This window comes from Pseudomonas sp. GL-B-26, assembly GCF_019947405.1.
Classification (GTDB): Bacteria; Pseudomonadota; Gammaproteobacteria; order Pseudomonadales; family Pseudomonadaceae; genus Aquipseudomonas.
In genome coordinates, this window is the sequence record NZ_JAGYGJ010000004.1 from 95,550 (window position 1) to 110,028 (window position 14,479).

General features: G+C 57.6%; 19 protein-coding genes. 2 read left to right on the plus strand and 17 right to left on the minus strand.

Going from position 1 to position 14,479, the window contains the following annotated elements; translation table 11 throughout:
• Window positions 1–7 precede the first annotated feature (7 nt).
• The 6 genes from KGB23_RS04055 to KGB23_RS04080 form a co-directional block, all read right to left on the minus strand.
• Window positions 8–718: a hypothetical protein gene (locus KGB23_RS04055; protein ID WP_223429978.1), complete on the minus strand. Its 711-nt coding sequence runs from the start codon at window positions 716–718 to the stop codon at window positions 8–10.
• Between the two features lie 133 nt (window positions 719–851).
• Window positions 852–1,259, minus strand: a complete 408-nt coding sequence (locus tag KGB23_RS04060) for a hypothetical protein (RefSeq protein ID WP_223429979.1) — start codon at window positions 1,257–1,259, stop codon at window positions 852–854.
• Window positions 1,260–1,393: 134 nt separating this feature from the next.
• Window positions 1,394–2,482: a minor capsid protein gene (locus tag KGB23_RS04065; RefSeq protein ID WP_223429980.1), complete on the minus strand. Its 1,089-nt coding sequence runs from the start codon at window positions 2,480–2,482 to the stop codon at window positions 1,394–1,396.
• A complete protein-coding gene (locus tag KGB23_RS04070; RefSeq protein WP_223429981.1) occupies window positions 2,457–3,917 on the minus strand; it encodes a DUF4055 domain-containing protein in 1,461 nt (486 codons plus the stop codon). Before KGB23_RS04070 ends, KGB23_RS04065 begins: the two co-directional genes overlap by 26 nt.
• Window positions 3,917–5,404 carry a terminase gene (locus tag KGB23_RS04075; RefSeq protein ID WP_223429982.1) on the minus strand — a complete coding sequence of 496 codons (1,488 nt, stop codon included), beginning with the start codon at window positions 5,402–5,404 and terminating at the stop codon, window positions 3,917–3,919. The genes KGB23_RS04070 and KGB23_RS04075 overlap by 1 nt, the downstream gene beginning before the upstream one ends.
• A 1-nt stretch (window position 5,405) precedes the next feature.
• Entirely contained in the window at window positions 5,406–6,014 is a 609-nt protein-coding gene (locus tag KGB23_RS04080; RefSeq protein WP_223429983.1) for a hypothetical protein, read from the minus strand.
• Between the two features lie 89 nt (window positions 6,015–6,103).
• On the opposite strand from KGB23_RS04080, the gene KGB23_RS04085 reads away from it, so the two are divergent.
• Complete coding sequence (locus tag KGB23_RS04085) at window positions 6,104–6,307, plus strand: hypothetical protein (RefSeq protein ID WP_223429984.1); 204 nt, start codon at window positions 6,104–6,106, stop codon at window positions 6,305–6,307.
• A 90-nt stretch (window positions 6,308–6,397) separates the two neighbouring features.
• A complete protein-coding gene (locus KGB23_RS04090; RefSeq protein WP_223429986.1) occupies window positions 6,398–6,850 on the plus strand; it encodes a hypothetical protein in 453 nt (150 codons plus the stop codon).
• A gap of 650 nt (window positions 6,851–7,500) precedes the next feature.
• On the opposite strand, the gene KGB23_RS04095 is transcribed toward KGB23_RS04090, so the two are convergent.
• The 11 genes from KGB23_RS04095 to KGB23_RS04145 all read right to left on the minus strand — a co-directional run bounded on the left by KGB23_RS04095 (window position 7,501) and on the right by KGB23_RS04145 (window position 14,474).
• Entirely contained in the window at window positions 7,501–7,695 is a 195-nt protein-coding gene (locus tag KGB23_RS04095; RefSeq protein WP_223429987.1) for a hypothetical protein, read from the minus strand.
• 3 nt (window positions 7,696–7,698) lie between these two features.
• Window positions 7,699–8,028, minus strand: coding sequence for a phage holin, lambda family (locus tag KGB23_RS04100; RefSeq protein ID WP_223429988.1), 330 nt, complete (start codon window positions 8,026–8,028; stop codon window positions 7,699–7,701).
• Between the two features lie 745 nt (window positions 8,029–8,773).
• The gene (locus KGB23_RS04105; protein WP_223429990.1) at window positions 8,774–9,133 is read right to left on the minus strand and encodes a hypothetical protein; all 360 of its coding nucleotides are present in this window, start codon (window positions 9,131–9,133) and stop codon (window positions 8,774–8,776) included.
• Between the two features lie 165 nt (window positions 9,134–9,298).
• Window positions 9,299–9,844: a hypothetical protein gene (locus tag KGB23_RS04110; RefSeq protein WP_223429991.1), complete on the minus strand. Its 546-nt coding sequence runs from the start codon at window positions 9,842–9,844 to the stop codon at window positions 9,299–9,301.
• Window positions 9,841–10,461 (minus strand): recombination protein NinG, encoded by a 621-nt coding sequence (locus KGB23_RS04115; RefSeq protein ID WP_223429993.1) that lies wholly within the window; start codon window positions 10,459–10,461, stop codon window positions 9,841–9,843. The genes KGB23_RS04110 and KGB23_RS04115 overlap by 4 nt, the downstream gene beginning before the upstream one ends.
• Window positions 10,458–11,045: a DUF1367 family protein gene (locus tag KGB23_RS04120; RefSeq protein WP_129444647.1), complete on the minus strand. Its 588-nt coding sequence runs from the start codon at window positions 11,043–11,045 to the stop codon at window positions 10,458–10,460. The genes KGB23_RS04115 and KGB23_RS04120 overlap by 4 nt, the downstream gene beginning before the upstream one ends.
• Window positions 11,038–11,826 (minus strand): hypothetical protein, encoded by a 789-nt coding sequence (locus KGB23_RS04125; protein ID WP_223429995.1) that lies wholly within the window; start codon window positions 11,824–11,826, stop codon window positions 11,038–11,040. The genes KGB23_RS04120 and KGB23_RS04125 overlap by 8 nt, the downstream gene beginning before the upstream one ends.
• Window positions 11,813–12,784 (minus strand): phage replication protein, encoded by a 972-nt coding sequence (locus KGB23_RS04130; RefSeq protein WP_223429997.1) that lies wholly within the window; start codon window positions 12,782–12,784, stop codon window positions 11,813–11,815. The genes KGB23_RS04125 and KGB23_RS04130 overlap by 14 nt, the downstream gene beginning before the upstream one ends.
• A 1-nt stretch (window position 12,785) precedes the next feature.
• Window positions 12,786–13,592: a Rha family transcriptional regulator gene (locus KGB23_RS04135; protein ID WP_223429998.1), complete on the minus strand. Its 807-nt coding sequence runs from the start codon at window positions 13,590–13,592 to the stop codon at window positions 12,786–12,788.
• A gap of 171 nt (window positions 13,593–13,763) precedes the next feature.
• A complete protein-coding gene (locus KGB23_RS04140) occupies window positions 13,764–14,186 on the minus strand; it encodes a phage regulatory CII family protein (RefSeq protein ID WP_223429999.1) in 423 nt (140 codons plus the stop codon).
• Window positions 14,187–14,270: 84 nt separating this feature from the next.
• Window positions 14,271–14,474 (minus strand): Cro/CI family transcriptional regulator, encoded by a 204-nt coding sequence (locus tag KGB23_RS04145; protein ID WP_223430000.1) that lies wholly within the window; start codon window positions 14,472–14,474, stop codon window positions 14,271–14,273.
• Between the last annotated feature and the right edge of the window lie 5 nt (window positions 14,475–14,479).

Consider the following 14,479-nt stretch of genomic DNA (forward strand, 5'->3'; position numbering starts at 1 on the left):
CAAATCCTTAATTTAGGGGGAGATCAGAGAACCGGGACGCGATTGCCGCCGTGCGCTCCGCTTTGGTACCGCCGATGTTTCCTTTCGCGGCCCCGCCGCCACCTCCAGCACCGCCGGCCCCGCCGCCAGATGCCTTGCTACCCGCGATCAACGGCGCGAAGGCCGTGTCGTTTGCGAATTCTGCTTTCAGCTCGTCCAGCGTTGCCGCCGAGAGCTTGCCCTGCTGGTCGAGAACGACCACAACAGGCTTCCCGTCGCGCTGCTCGACGCTCAGACGGCGTTCGATGTGCGGCAACAGGGCTTTGGCGCTACCCGGGATTGCCAGGGCAGACGCGATATCAGTAGCGGTACGGCCGACAGTCAGATCCCGGATCTGAGTGCTCAGCGTTCCACGTTCTTGTTCCAGCATGCCGTTCAGTTCGGCTTCCCGGCGGTTGAATTTTTCAGTCCAGGACTTTTCGAGCTCTTCGACGTTGCCCGATTTGCGGGCAGCCTCTTCGCGCTCCAGTCGAGCTTGATCCTCGGCATCCTTGCGGGCTTTCTCGGCAGCTTTCTTCTCGCCGAGCAGCTCTTCAACCTTCGACTTCAGCCCCGAAACATCTTCGGGTTGTGGCAGGCCTTCAATACCGAGAACAAACTTGCCGTCCTTCTCGACGTAGAGCGTTTTAACGGAGTCATCGACGCCATCCAGAGTGTCCAGCAGATACTTCAAGCCCATTTTTTGTCTCCCAGAGACGATTCGCAGGCCCTGCCCGCAGATATGAAAAAGCCCCGTCATTGACGAGGCCCGTATAAATCGTTGGCATAAAAAAGCCCCGGCGGCTGCCAGGGCTCGAAATAGTTGATGCGTTTTAGCGCAAAGAACTCAACTTAGAAAAGGTCTCCGTAGCGCTCGCAAGTGCAAGGGCGCCATGGCCAATGAAATAAATTTCTCCCCCAAACAAACCACGCCCAGTAACCACTGCGGCATAGCCATAATAGGTAGCGAACGTCCTGATCTCTTCGCTTTTGTCGTCCATAGTGCGCGAAGGCGGCAGCGCGATGATTCTGACCAAATCCCCGATTGCGAATGTTTTGGGATGATCCAGTCCAAACGCCTCTGCGAGGCAGCCGATAAATGTGGTTTGTTCGCTTTCCGAAAGCGCCTGATAAAGGGCTTCCAGCTGCTCACTATTCCATCCTTGAGTTCCATCCATCGTTGCAACATGCGTGAACTTACGCAGATTCTCCAATGGGATTTGTTTTTCGCCAGATTTCATGCGTGCCTTTCCTTTTGTTAGATGGCACAACTCAAGATGAAGGCTGCATTTCAACTTTTCAAGTTTCGGCCGCTACCCTTTTCTTTCCGAGCACACCCCTTCGCGCGTTCGCTCGCTGTCACCGCCTACATCGACTAATTGAGGCCCGCACGCTGAAACGCCAGAGGCTCTAAAGCCTTCATCTGCACAAGGGTCATAGGTGAAAAGTTGCGATCAAGCTGCAACTCGGAGAATCGTTCGATGCTCAGGCCACCTTCGCGGAAAAGCTTTGCGCGGACCGGGCCGATGGCCTTGTCCTGAAACGCCGCCGGCTGCTGCTTGAGCCAGTCGTAATAGCTGAGGTCCGCCCTCACCTGCTGCGCGCCGCTGTCGCCGATGGATGCCCGTGTCGCGTCCTTGGCGAACAGAGCGCTAAAGCGAGTCACCGCCACCACCGTAGAGCGGCAGTTAAGGTGGATAGGCGGCCTCGGCCCTTCAGTCAGCTTGAAGCGTTGCTTGTCGAGCGACCGGCACTGACTGGTCGTCTTCGTATCCAGGGTGCTGACCCACTCCACCGCCTGAACGACGTCGGAGTTCTCTTTCAGCGTCTCCATGCGCGCTTGAGTGGCAACGTGTTGCACTGCGGTTCGCACCACAGCGCCGGCGTTCCGGTTGGTCGTGGCCAGGATCCCGTCGTTGTATTGGAGCGCCTTGGTCCCGCGAATGTTCTTGATGATCTGGAAGTTGGTCTGGCCTTCGAAGAAGCCCTGCCGAATTGCGCCAGTGAGGCGGTGTCGCTCGGTAGCGGTGAAGCCATCGATGAACGACTTGAGCAGCTTGCCGCCGTCCGCACCGCGCACGCTGAGCGGGCTGGTGAGGATGGCCGCCCTGATGGCAGCAGCGCCAGGCACCGCAGCATCGAACGAGACGCCAACCGGTGCCGCTCGGGTCAGGCTGGTCGCCTCGAACTCGGCCTCGTAGTTGGCGATGTCCACCAGGTCGAGGTTCAGCTTGTCGTTGTAGCGGTTGAAGATGCCCAGCAGCAGGCTGTCGACTTCGCTCAGTAGCCGCTCCAGCCGGGCTACGGTGTAATCCGTCAGATCGGTCCGGGTCAGTCGCTCACGGATCGAACGATCGATCTCCTTGAGGAAAGGCCCGAACTTCGCGACCTCCCCCGACTTCAGTTGCTCGAGGAAAACGGCGTGCCGAATCGTGGCATCAAGGATCGCTTGGTTTGCCGCCATTCGGGATTACCTCGTCGTCATCCAGGTCGATCACCGGATTCTCTGTTTCCAGTTCGTCGCGGATCTGGTCGTCGGTCTTCTCGGGATCGATAACCCCGCGATCACGCAGGTACTGCCAGAAATCAGACGACGGCAACTTGCCGCCTTGAACTGCATTGAACAGACCGGTGAGGATCGTCGCGTCCAGGGTGATCTGGCTGAAATCCTGATTGAGCTTGTAGAGCGTTTCGCCAGTGGCGTTCACGAACTCAGCCATCCAGACCAGACACTGGTTGTAGGCCTCGCTGACGTTGCTGACCACCAAGGACAGAACACTGTGTTCGGCGGCGCTGTCATTGTCGGCCTGGGTCGCAGTCTTCACCGCACTGCCTCGCTCGATCAGTCGGGCGCCGAGCGACACCATGTCCTCTTTCTTGCTGTCCATGGCCTCTTTGGCGAGTGCATTCGGTTCGGCTTGCATCATCCCGCAGGCGCCGCCTTGTGGAAGCAGCCACGGTGCGCGCGATCCGAGGAAGATGCCTTGTTCTTCTAGGTGGTCACGCCATTGGTCGCTGAGACCGGACATCCAAGGCTGAGGCTGACCCACCAGGTAGGCCGCCTCTTCGTAGTCAGCGCTGTTGCGGTAATGACCGATGTTGATTTCGGCCATGTCGTACAGCGGTGAATCGTCGATGCTGGTGTCGTTGTTCTCGCTGCCCAGAAACTGGAACGGGATCACGCGCCACGGTTGGCCGAGGCCATTCAGCGGGGTGAAGGGAGCGATGATCATTGCCGTTTGGCTCGATCCCTCTTCCCACACCTCCTGGGTGTAGACGCCGGATGCGTCTAGGCGCAGCACTCGGAATTGAACGACCTGCTCGCTACCGAAACCATCGTCAGTGTCGACGTCGACCGTCTCGCGAAGCACGACAAGGCTCAGCAGATGCTGGCCGCCGACTTGGCGAGTCTTCCAGTTGATGATCGCCTCGGCCGGATAGCTGGCGATGTTCGCCCGGGCCCGACCGGCTTGTTCGTCTGCCTTGCTCACCGAGCCGGCCACGACAGCCGCGTAATCCACCAGCAGTCCGTGACGACCAACCTCGAGCAAATGCCCGATGACCGATTGCGACTGCTGGTAGACGCTCACGCCCTGCCCGTCGATGTCCTTCGATACGTAGTCGAGCGCGCCAGGGACAGTCAGCGTCGGCCAGGTGCGGAACACCGCTCCCACCAAGCTGTGCTTCGTCCTGCCCGTCGCGTTGTAGAACACCGCGCGTTTCTTGTACGCGTCGTAGCGAGCTTTGTTGTCTGCACTCTCATCAGAAGCGTTCGGTCGTGGCAGGTAATGGTCGCCAGCAGCCTTGATGGTTTCCGAGCCTTTGCAGACGTCGCGCACCAAGCGCCAGCGGTTTTTCGCCGCGACGTACTCGGGGCGAGTGAAAGTGACGTCGCTCATCAGCGTGCAAATCCCATTTTGATTTTCGTGGCCGGCTTCCTCGCGCTCTTCGCTACAGCGAAGTACCGGAATCCGTCGGAGCCGTGAGAGGTCCAGTCATGAAGCGGCCTGTCTTTCCAGCAGCCGCGCTTGTCGTCCCATTCCTTGCGGTAGTTCTCGATGCAGTTGATGCCCTCTTCACACTTCGACTCATCGAACGCACAGAGCGGAAGGATCTCCCGCACCGCCTCGATGCCGTCGTTGATGCCGATCTTCGGGACCACCTGGAAAGTCATTTGGTACTTCTGCCCGTCGATCTCATAGCCCTCTTGGGCCAGTTCACGCCGGGTCTTGGCATCACTGCCGAACTCCCGATTGTCGATGTCGTGCGGCCCCCAGTGCTCGGAATAGGTGTAACCCTTATCCTTGAGCACCTTCATGTAATGCCGCAAACCTTCGCCGGAGTTCTCGTAGTAATCGATGACGTGGTATTCGGTGCCGACCTGTCGCACGAACCAGATGGCCGTGGAGTCGCCGACGCCGATGTCCCAGAAGGTCATCACCGGCAGATGGCTGTTGTTCGGTATCGCGCCAATACGCTGCTGGGCGTAAAGCTTGGTCAGTTGCTGCGCGTAATAGGCGCCCTCGACCGACTGCTGGAAGGCTTCGACAGGGATAGACGGATATTCCCGCTTCATATCGTCGCCGAGCGTCTTCTCCTTGGCCGCGTACCAGGCGCGCTGACCGTCGTTCGTGACGATCCCGTGCTTGGCGTGCAGCTCGTTGAAGTAATCGGTCAGGCGCTGTGGGATGACCACGTCAGTGGGGTCAAGCGAGTAGGCCTTGTTCTTCCACCAACTGAAAAAGAAGAATTTCCAGTCCAGCAGCCCCAAGGGCACGCCGGCCAGTTGTTGGCGTTCAGCACTCTGCGAGTAATCGAAGAAGTAGCCCGCCCGGCCCTCAGCCGTGGATTCAATCGTGACGAAGCAGTCGGTGGCCACAGCCTCAAAGGCGCCGGTGACAATCTCGCGGGCCTTATGCGGAAACTTGGCGCAGATCTTCCCGAACTCGGACACATGCAGGTAGCGCAGCGTGCCGCCCCGGAATGAGGTGCTGACGTAGAGCGAGCCGCCCTTGCTGAACACCAGCTCACCAGCAGCATCATTACTTGCCGGGTTGGCTGCGCGGATCTCCGCCGGCAGGTTGTCGTAGGCGTACTTCACCTTCTCGCGGAACAGGCGCTTTGCATCGTTCAGGGTGTGAGCGATCAACGCACACTTGGCCGACTCGAACAGCGCCGCGTCCAGTTGGATGATGCAGCACTCAGTGGTGAAGCCGAGCTGCCGAGCCTTCAGGATGATGTTCCGGGTGTGCATCCCGTCGAAGTATTCGATCTGCTCGTCCGTCATCCGGAAGCGGACCTTCTTGCCCTGCTTGTCCGTGATGAAGTAGAGATTGTTCAGGCGCCAACGCTTGTCCCGGAGCAGCTTCAAGTGCTCGGGCTTCATGTCAGGCTTCCTTCGATAGATCGTCCATCAGTTTCGATAGCTCGTCGGCGTCGTTGCCGCCAGATTTGGTGTCGAGGTCGTAGGCTTGGCGCTCCAGAGAGATCAGGGTCTTCAGCGTCTCGGCCATTTCCTTCATCGTCTTGGAGCGGCCAGGCAGATCAATGATCTTCTGGTACAGGTCGTTGCGCTTGTCCTGCCCGTTGTCGTCTTCGGAGCGCATCAGCTCGCCCAACTCTTCAAACAGGTGGCGGTTGTCGGTCAGCCCTTCGAGTTCATCCAGCAGCTTGTTCGTGAGGCGCCGGCCGCGCGAGATGTCGCCGCGGTGAGCCATGCGGATGTTCGCAATGACCTCAGCGTTCACCTCGATGATCTCTCTTTCGGTATCCGCCTGTTTGCTGGATACCGCAGTGGATACCGTTCGCTTGGATACCAGAGCATCAGCCTTGGCCTGGATCTTTGCCTTGAGGTTTCGCTCCCATCCATCCCGCTTGGCGCGCTTGTTGATGGCGCCGTGCGTAATGCCCTGAGTCGATGCGATCTCTCTGATAGAAAGCAATCCCGCCCGGTAGGCGCGTTCGATTGCCTCCCAGTCTGGTTGCTTGATAGTCATAAATTGTCTCAGGTAGATCCAAAGGTGGGATTGAAATAGTGGCGTGTTGCCGGTATTGGTGAGGATCAACTCAACGCAGGGAAGTAAAAATGTCCGAATCAATTCACCAATCGACCAAAGACGCCGCAGATAGCGACTACTCCGCAGAACGGCGGCGCGGGCATGCAGTGGCAGTGGCCTTGGAGCTTATTGCCAGTAAAGCCACAATCGCAGAAGGAATCAGCCTCTCAAGAGAGCTTGATAACCTGTCGAGCTATGCAGACAAAATCCAAGAAGCACTGAAAGTGAAGTGATCCACCCGTGCCGCACTCACCTGCGGCACAACAAACCCGTGCGAATTAATCAAAACTAGAAAACTCACATCGTTAGCAAGGATTAGTGGAATGGATGTTCTCTCACACGCAATGACCGTCTACCAGAAAGACGGCATTCAGCAATACAACGGCGTTCCATGCGAGCAGAGTCAGGTCTGCTCCATGTTGCGTAAGGTCGGCGCCCATGTAGCAAATCTGTTCAAGTCTTCAGCTGGTGGCCCCGCAGTTTTTAAGTCCCCCGAGAGTTTCGAATTAAGCCCCGATGGCGCATTCGCTAGAGAAAATCCAGGCGATATGATTGCATTGATCTTTGAAGTGGTTGTCGAGGGCAATCGGAACCCTCGCCTCTGGTACGAAAATGGCGATGGTGGAATCGACGGAGAAATCAATACAACAATCCGTAAGTTTTTGGTTGGGCCTGCCACTATTGCAGGAAATCCAGCAGAAGGAGTTTTTGAGAAAACCTATAAAAATGCCAAACAGAAACTCGTCACAATCCTAGAAACTAGATTGCCGTTTTAACACCTGATGTCACGCCTTGGAGCTTGATAAGTCCGAAAATCTGTTCATGCCATGAGGCTCCGGATCAAAGCTGTGCTGCACTCACCTGCGGCACACCTACCCTTCTATGCCATCCAGCGCCCCCACTAGCATATATTCGACTAAGCGCATGGCTAAAGTGCGTCTTAGACGTACCTGAGTTATTTCCTAGCAGGGGTTGAAATAGTGATTGGAAATCTCAATAAATACTGCATCTATCAAATGAGGCGAACGTAATGTCGAGAAAATACCCATACGACGCCAAAGGCGAACACATGCATGCGCACCACTACCGGTCAGAGCATGGCTGGAGGGATGCTTATGACGGCTCGCACGAAGGCACACAGCGCCTGATGAACGCATCTAGAGCCAAATATGGGCTTCCTCCCATATCGGATGATGAATCGCGGACGAACCAGACCGAGCGAGCTAGCCTGACCCCATCATCTGATGGTGGAGTGGCGTTAGTAATATTCGTTGCTGTTGTGCTGCTGGCCGGAGCTGCCATTGGATACTGTTACGGAAAAAAAAGAGCAGAACAGCCCAAATCCTAGACCTTTTTAGCGAAGCGGCACCACTACTCTCGGCCTCTGTCGTGACATAACTTACCAACTCGCAAAACGTGTCGCGACCTACTTTCTCAGCTTCGGCTGGAGCACCACCCGGGCAACCATCACCAGCAAGCCCAGCACGCCATAGGCCATCGGAGGCAGCACGGCCTGAAGTTGCGGCATCAGCTGTTCAGCGATACCCAGCGCAGCAATGGCGCCGCCCGCCTGCACGCTGGTCATGCTCAGCGCTTGTTTCCAGTTGTCGATCAGTTGCATGGGTCACTCCTGCCGCTTGGGCAATTTGAAGTCAGTGAATCGGTCAGCCAGGGCGGCCACCTTCTTCACCCCAAGGGTGCCAATGACGGCGCCGACGGCTGCTGCCAGACTTGAGGGGAGACTGAAGTATTCAAGCAGCGGGAATGCCCCGGCTGTGATCGCGCCGCACAGACAGGATTCCAGCAGCGCTTGCCGCCGTCCTCCACCGCCGTAGATAACACGCAGGAAGGCGATCCAGCACGACAACGCCGCGGCGTAGAACATCGGGGCATGCTGACTCAGCCAGGCGAGTACAAGCAGCCAGGTGTCTGGTTTGTCGGGCATGTTCGGCATCTCGGATTCCTCCCTCTCGGGGAGCGAAGTAGATCCGGCTCCAGCAGCACTCCCAGCTCAGAGCGATGGGTGTGGTGGAGCCGAAAAAGAAAAAAGCCCCGCACGATGGCGAGGCTCATATAAAGAGTTTTGAATCATTCAGACCGGAGGCAAGAGCAATTTGCTCGCACCCATACTAGGCTCAACAGGTGATAGCCAGTGGCCATGAGGTCCGCCGTGAAGCTCTCGAGTTTTATTATCTGCTACAGCTTCAACGGCTACCGCGTCGTGTTCGCCTACCCCTCGACAACCATGACAGAGGCGGATGCTTGCTACCTCTCCTTACTTCACTCTGGCAGCAATCTTGGTTCAGGTCCGCCATGCGGCGGAACAATCAGAGCAATGCGAGATTTCGTGAGATTAAGCGGCATCACCGAAGTTACTTGGCACCGATCTTTGTAGATTTTGACTGGCGCGAAAGGCCCCACTCAATGCTGAGACCCTGAATAGGTGCGCGTGTCTTTCCACGCTGTCCGCCAAAGACCTTCTGTACGTCGACGCCCCTTTGCATCGATCTCGCAGTCCAGTCTCGCGCCACCCTGGAGCATGTTCGGCCAGGGTGCGCGGGCTGCCGGTGTTTTCTCGTGTCACTGCACTTACCGGCTAGCAGTGTCCAGGCCTTCCCGAGGGCTGCCCTGGCTGCAGTGGTTTTCTTTAGGCCATAAAAAACCCCGCACTTGGCGAGGTCTCGACATTTCGTTACGTCTTACGCGCGATTTACGCAACCAGGACGTGCGGTATCAATAACTAGGTCGCCTTCGACACGGTAGCCGATCGCACCAAACAGAAATGAACGATTTAGCGATGTCATCACGACGTCCGTGAGGCCGACCGCACATTTGTCCTGCTGGATAGCTTCATCCATTGCCGTTTTGAGATTCGGAAGACCTATCGGGAAAAGGATAACTGGCACATAGTCTTCACCAGTGACGCGCGAACCTTTGATGAACTTCGATGAGTTCAAGTTGAAATTTTTGGTGCTCGCGACGGTCATATCCGCAACACGAATCGTGCAACCTGAAGCGATGACAGTGCTCAGGAGAATAGCAATGGCGGCTTTTTTCATGGTTCCCTCCGTAAATGATGGTAGCAATATATAGCAATGAGCCATCGCCGGACATGAAACGCAGCCACAAAAAAGCCCAACTCAAATGGCTGGGCTCTTTGCATCACTCCTAAACGCGTAGGAATGACAGGATGGGTACATATTGGCTCATTGGCTCAATCACCGTCAAGCCGCATTTGCCACTAATAGGCCTTCATCGTCGAGAATGTGTTGAGCCTCAATCAAAGCCTCGTCCACTTCCCTCTCCAGGCCCTTGCGAATGTCCCGACGCCACCGCTCTTGCGTCTTGATCGGATGAGGCTCGTCAGCCCAGTTGTCCATCTCGTACCACCCGGCAGGCAGCACATTGGTCGAGCGTTTGCCATCTACGCCCGGCAGCTTCGGCAGTGCCCAAGTGACGACCGCGCAATGCAGGAATCGCTCGGGCGCCGGTGAGCGCATCACCTTGGTCAGTTCGGCAATGGCGGCATGTTTGCGGTCAGTGTGCGTCGAGAACTTCGCTACCAGCACGCGCCAGTGAGCTGCCGACAGGGATTTGTGCAGACGACCGAACACCCAGCAGTCAGTGAGGAATGCTGCCTCCTTGCCGACGATCTCGCCCTTTTGCTTGGCGCATTGCACCTTTGGCTCGAAGTCGCAGCCGCCGGCAGAGGTGATCGTTTCGGCGGCGAGCGCCCGAACGACTGCGGATACCACGTTGCGATAGGTCATGCTGCTGCCCCCTTAAATTCCCTGGTCTTCGCCCGATACTCGGCCTTGATGGTTTTCAGTTCTTCGATGGTGTAGCGCTTGGGCTCATGCGGCCCCTCCAGCCAATCCACCTTGTCGGCGCCGATGCGCTTCACCAGCTCGATGCGGTAGTTCACGATGTCGCCCGACTTGTGCGTATTGCAGGGCGAGCATTGCCGGTGGCAGTTCAGAGGCTCGAAGCGCAGCGCCGGATTGCTCCCCACCGTCCGGTAATGCCCAGCGTCGTACTTGCCCTGGTGGTGCCGGCCGCAACTGATGCAAGGCAGTTGGGCATCCCGCTCACGCACCCACGCGTTGAACGCGATCTGCGTGTCCTTGAGATGCTCGGCCCGGCTCTTCAGCTTCTCCTTGCGGACCTTGATCTCGCGGCGCTCGACATCAGCCAAAGCTTTGCGCGCTCGCACCTGATTCGCCGGTGCGTGGGCAATGGCGCAAGCGATCTCCCCGCACACGGCCTGGAAGTCGCGAGCCGGGGTGAACATGGCCTTGCACACTTTGCAGCGCTTCTTGCGGCGTTCGCGAGCCTGGATGACTCCAGACTTCAACGGCGTGGTGCGCTTCAATTCTGTCCGCTTCATGCGTAACTCCCCAACTGATCAGCCGCAGAAAGCGCGTCAGCTTCATTCTCAAAGTGTGCAGACAGCACCAACCGCCAGCAGGCGTTGAACACGTCGCGGTAAAGCGGCTCGAAAGCGGTATCGTCCATGTTTGCCCAACTGATCGACTTGGCCTCTTTGCGGATCCCCTCGGGTGTGTGCACCAGGTGGAAATGGCCGGCCTCGATCGTCACCCACTCACGGAAAGCTTCGCGGCTCTTGTCTACTGCCGGGAAACGCTCAGCGCGAGCCGACTCAAGGCCGGTGATGTAAGCGGCGACCGCGTGCGACAGTTGCCCCGGTTTCCCGCTCTGCGCTTCGAAGAACTTGGCCAGCCCCTGAATGCCACGCATCTCTTGGCGCGGGATCAACCCACCGACCGGCTCCCAGTACTCCCACGCTAGGTCGAGCATCGAGAAGAACTTGCCGTGGAACTTACCGTTGCGCATGCGGGTGAACTTGCCGTGAATGATCTGGCCTGCCTTCCACTTCTGGACGGTTTCACGATCAGCTTCGGTGGCCGGCACCAACCCCTGGGCGGTGCGGATCAATGCGAGCTCAGCCATTGGACGCCCTCCCCGACACCAGTTCATCGACCTGCTTCAGCAGCAGGGCCCGGCGATTTGCCAACTCATTGGCAGCCTCCATCCGCATTTCGTCCTTCCTTGCGGCGGTAGCCGCTCGCATCTCCATCATCGAATCCTTCACACCCATGATTTTTTCGCGAACTGCTGGCGTCGGTCGGGTCACTTCACCGGTGATCAAACCAGCCAGGGCGCGACCATCTTCAGTGACCGGCACCACACTCAAGTCGGCCAGATAAAGCTGCCCGCGCTCCTGGGGAATGCGCTGCATCTGCACGGCCTTGGTGATCGCCGCGGTGCGCCGGTTCGCGTCAAACCCTACGGACACATGCCAGTTCACCGGTTTCACGTCGTCTCGGGCCTGGACGACAAATCGCTCGTAAGCGCTGATGAACGCCATGCGGGCGCCGATCTTGTCGCCGGCATCGAGGACGGGCTTCGCCGCCGCCAAGGCGAGCTGGATTTCATCGGTCAGCACCACGGTTTCGAACTCGTCGTTCGTGGTCATGGCGATAGCCCATGCTTCGTCCTTGCCCGGGCGGCCATCTTCGGCCTGAATGCGTTGCAGGACTGCGGCCAGGGTCAGCTTGCCGGTCAGTTCCCGGCGGCAGGACTGCAGCGCCTTGCGGATATCGGCCGGGGCAAATACAGCCAAGTCTTCGGCCATCAGTTCGGCAGCAGTGGCGCTGATGGTCTGGCCCAGGGTTTCGGCGGTAGCGCAAATGGCGCCGGCCAGTTGTGCGCGATCATCAGAGGAAAGCATTGCGCGACCCTCCCTCACGGATGTTTCGGGCAGCTTCCTGCGCGGCGTTGATGTTGGCCTGGGTATCTTCCAGTTGGCGGGCAGTGCGGCCGTTGATTTGCGTCTGGGTGACCCACTGCGTGTGGTAGCTCTCGGCGTTAGCCAGCAGCTCGCTGACGCTGTGGCACTTGCGGATCAGTTGGGCATCGCTGATCCCGACGTAGTACGCGGCAACGCTGTGGGCGACGTCGATACCGAGGCGGCCGATCAGCAAACCAACCTGCCCTCCCACCTTGGCGTTCCAGACCGGCCATGCCTTGTACCGCTTGCGGTAGGACATGGCGTAGTTGGCCCAAGTCTTGAACGTCTTGCAGGTCTGGTCTTTAGGGCCCGGCATGTCGGCAGGGATTTCTACCCGTGGCGCCTCGGTGCGATCCACGACCAGCACCAGACCGCCGGAGCGGCTCGGCTTGTCCGAGCTGTCCTGCAAATCCTGATTACTGGTTACCTGATTGGTACCTTGATTATTGGTACCCTGATTTGTCGGAGATTTTTCCGACCCTTGCCCGGATTTTTTTCCGACCTTGCTCGGAGATTTATCCGAGGTAGATCGGATTTTTTTCCGACCCTCAATAGCATCAGAGGTCGGATATTTTTCCGACCCATCCAGTTTACGATTCCACTCTTTGGCCTTCTCGGTCAGGCGGATCAGCGTGATGCTGGAAGTGCTCGACAGCTCGATCAGACCGGCATCACGCAGGGCTTTCAGTAGGCGGTAAGCGGTGTCCGGTTTATCTGTGAGCAGCGGCAGTTCGTCAACGATCTTGCTCTTGCTCAGCGCGAAGTAAATTCCGGTATCCGTCTTGATTGGATTGGCCCAGCTCGGGCTCTCGTAGACGAAGGCGAACAGCAGGGCTTGCTGAGAATTCAGCCCCCACTCCAGCGCTTTCACCTGATTGATCGTGACGGTGTATTGCATGTCAGGCCTTCCCGACCAGTTTGGCCAGTTGGAGGAAACGATCGACGTACCAGTGTGGCTGCGTCTCGCGGGGGGATTGGGGGCTGGTGAGGTTTTTGCCGTAGGCCAGGCCTTTCTCAGTCACCGACCAGAAGCCGACGTATTCCTGCTTGGAGTTACGGCGCTGCATCTCCTTGAGGAATCCGTGAGCTTCCAGCAGCTTGTTAAAGGCTGGCGCCGACGTGCGCAGGTCGAAGTCTTTGATCAGTGCGGTGACGGCCTTGGTCGGCATGGAACTGCCGCCGGTAGCGTCCGGCGCAGCGTCGATGGCGTAGCCAGGGAGGAACTTGGCGTCGAGACCGTTGTTCGCGGCGATCTTGGCCAGCATCAGCATTTGACTGGATGGCGCCGGCTTCAGGAGACGTGTGAAGCACTCAAGAATCGCCAGCTCACCGACGACTTTGGTTCCGCTGAGCAGGACTTGCTCACGGGCGCCCTGCTGCTGTTCAAGCTCGCGCCAGCGGCGTATCACCTTCATCCGCATCGGTGCGCTGTAGCCAGTGAGCAGGCAGTCAGTGTGCTCGCGATCAAGCAAATACTCAGTCTGCTCGCGGTTCATGCTGTCCCGATAGATATGAGCAAAAGCGCTCACATCTTCTCCAAGCTCTGTTGCCATGGACTGGATGTCACGCTTCACATCTGGGTGACGCTTGCCCGTGACATTTGCAATTTCGCGGGAAGACATCGTGGTACGCGACACGTTTTCGGAATTAACAAAACGTGTCGCGACATTGGAAGAAGTATTGCTTGAATTGGGTTGGCTCTGCATAATCGGCCTCACAAAGTGTTAATGAATTAGCCGACCTCGACCGTCGGCTTTTTTGTGCCTGGGGTTTCCTTCAGCTACTCCTAAATAGTGGGCAGGCAGTGCTCCAAATCCGGAAAACCCGCTGAATATTTCTCGGCTCTTACGGACCAAAACATTCCGCATGCGAAAACATCAGGCTGCCTTCACTGATGCATCCATCACGTCCAGGCTCTGCCGAACATGGTTTATTTCTTGGCGGATCAGGGTTTTCTCGATGGTGTTGACGCGGTCATCGTCGAGTGCCTGGTGAACTGCGATAGTCAGATCCGCCACTTCCTTGCCGACGTTGATCAGCGACTTGGTCAGCGCTTGAGGCTTGGGTGCGGTCTTAGCGACCAGGCCGAAACCAAACTCATTGGCCAGGGTCAGCAGCGGGCGCATGTCGCCGGTGTGCAGCAAGATCCCGAACAGATGCTCCACGGTCAGGTGGTGAGCATCGTTATCCGGGTTTGCGCGCTGAAGAAGACCTACATGCGGAACGCCCATCTTTGCCGCCAGTGCTTTTGCCTCGTTGTCCAGAACAGCGCTCTGGCAGGCCCGCAGGAAATCTTCCATTCGTAAAACCTCAAATTTGTTTCCGTGGCGCCCTGCCAGCGGGTGGGCGAAAATTTATTCAGTGGATCGGCAGCGCTTATTTCTTCAGGCGGCAGATCGCTTCGGACGCGCAGGAATCGGACGAATCTCGTTCGCCTCAAGATGGCCGTCACTAAAAATGGTGATTTCGATGCTTCTACCGGACCGGACCATTTGCGAAATAGCGCTCTGGTTCACGCCGAGAGCAGCAGCAAGCGCGGCTTGGGTGCCGTACTCTTCTAGATATTTGCTCAAAGGAATCTTTTTCATGGAAT

Excerpts from the sequence above, each read along its gene's own strand:
- KGB23_RS04055 (WP_223429978.1), bottom strand. The coding sequence starts at position 718 with ATGGGCTTGAAGTATCTGCTGGACACTCTGGATGGCGTCGATGACTCC.
- KGB23_RS04060 (WP_223429979.1), bottom strand. The coding sequence starts at position 1,259 with ATGAAATCTGGCGAAAAACAAATCCCATTGGAGAATCTGCGTAAGTTC.
- KGB23_RS04065 (WP_223429980.1), bottom strand. The coding sequence starts at position 2,482 with ATGGCGGCAAACCAAGCGATCCTTGATGCCACGATTCGGCACGCCGTT.
- KGB23_RS04070 (WP_223429981.1), bottom strand. The coding sequence starts at position 3,917 with ATGAGCGACGTCACTTTCACTCGCCCCGAGTACGTCGCGGCGAAAAAC.
- KGB23_RS04075 (WP_223429982.1), bottom strand. The coding sequence starts at position 5,404 with ATGAAGCCCGAGCACTTGAAGCTGCTCCGGGACAAGCGTTGGCGCCTG.
- KGB23_RS04080 (WP_223429983.1), bottom strand. The coding sequence starts at position 6,014 with ATGACTATCAAGCAACCAGACTGGGAGGCAATCGAACGCGCCTACCGG.
- KGB23_RS04085 (WP_223429984.1), top strand. The coding sequence starts at position 6,104 with ATGTCCGAATCAATTCACCAATCGACCAAAGACGCCGCAGATAGCGAC.
- KGB23_RS04090 (WP_223429986.1), top strand. The coding sequence starts at position 6,398 with ATGGATGTTCTCTCACACGCAATGACCGTCTACCAGAAAGACGGCATT.
- KGB23_RS04095 (WP_223429987.1), bottom strand. The coding sequence starts at position 7,695 with ATGCAACTGATCGACAACTGGAAACAAGCGCTGAGCATGACCAGCGTG.
- KGB23_RS04100 (WP_223429988.1), bottom strand. The coding sequence starts at position 8,028 with ATGCCGAACATGCCCGACAAACCAGACACCTGGCTGCTTGTACTCGCC.
- KGB23_RS04105 (WP_223429990.1), bottom strand. The coding sequence starts at position 9,133 with ATGAAAAAAGCCGCCATTGCTATTCTCCTGAGCACTGTCATCGCTTCA.
- KGB23_RS04110 (WP_223429991.1), bottom strand. The coding sequence starts at position 9,844 with ATGACCTATCGCAACGTGGTATCCGCAGTCGTTCGGGCGCTCGCCGCC.
- KGB23_RS04115 (WP_223429993.1), bottom strand. The coding sequence starts at position 10,461 with ATGAAGCGGACAGAATTGAAGCGCACCACGCCGTTGAAGTCTGGAGTC.
- KGB23_RS04120 (WP_129444647.1), bottom strand. The coding sequence starts at position 11,045 with ATGGCTGAGCTCGCATTGATCCGCACCGCCCAGGGGTTGGTGCCGGCC.
- KGB23_RS04125 (WP_223429995.1), bottom strand. The coding sequence starts at position 11,826 with ATGCTTTCCTCTGATGATCGCGCACAACTGGCCGGCGCCATTTGCGCT.
- KGB23_RS04130 (WP_223429997.1), bottom strand. The coding sequence starts at position 12,784 with ATGCAATACACCGTCACGATCAATCAGGTGAAAGCGCTGGAGTGGGGG.
- KGB23_RS04135 (WP_223429998.1), bottom strand. The coding sequence starts at position 13,592 with ATGCAGAGCCAACCCAATTCAAGCAATACTTCTTCCAATGTCGCGACA.
- KGB23_RS04140 (WP_223429999.1), bottom strand. The coding sequence starts at position 14,186 with ATGGAAGATTTCCTGCGGGCCTGCCAGAGCGCTGTTCTGGACAACGAG.
- KGB23_RS04145 (WP_223430000.1), bottom strand. The coding sequence starts at position 14,474 with ATGAAAAAGATTCCTTTGAGCAAATATCTAGAAGAGTACGGCACCCAA.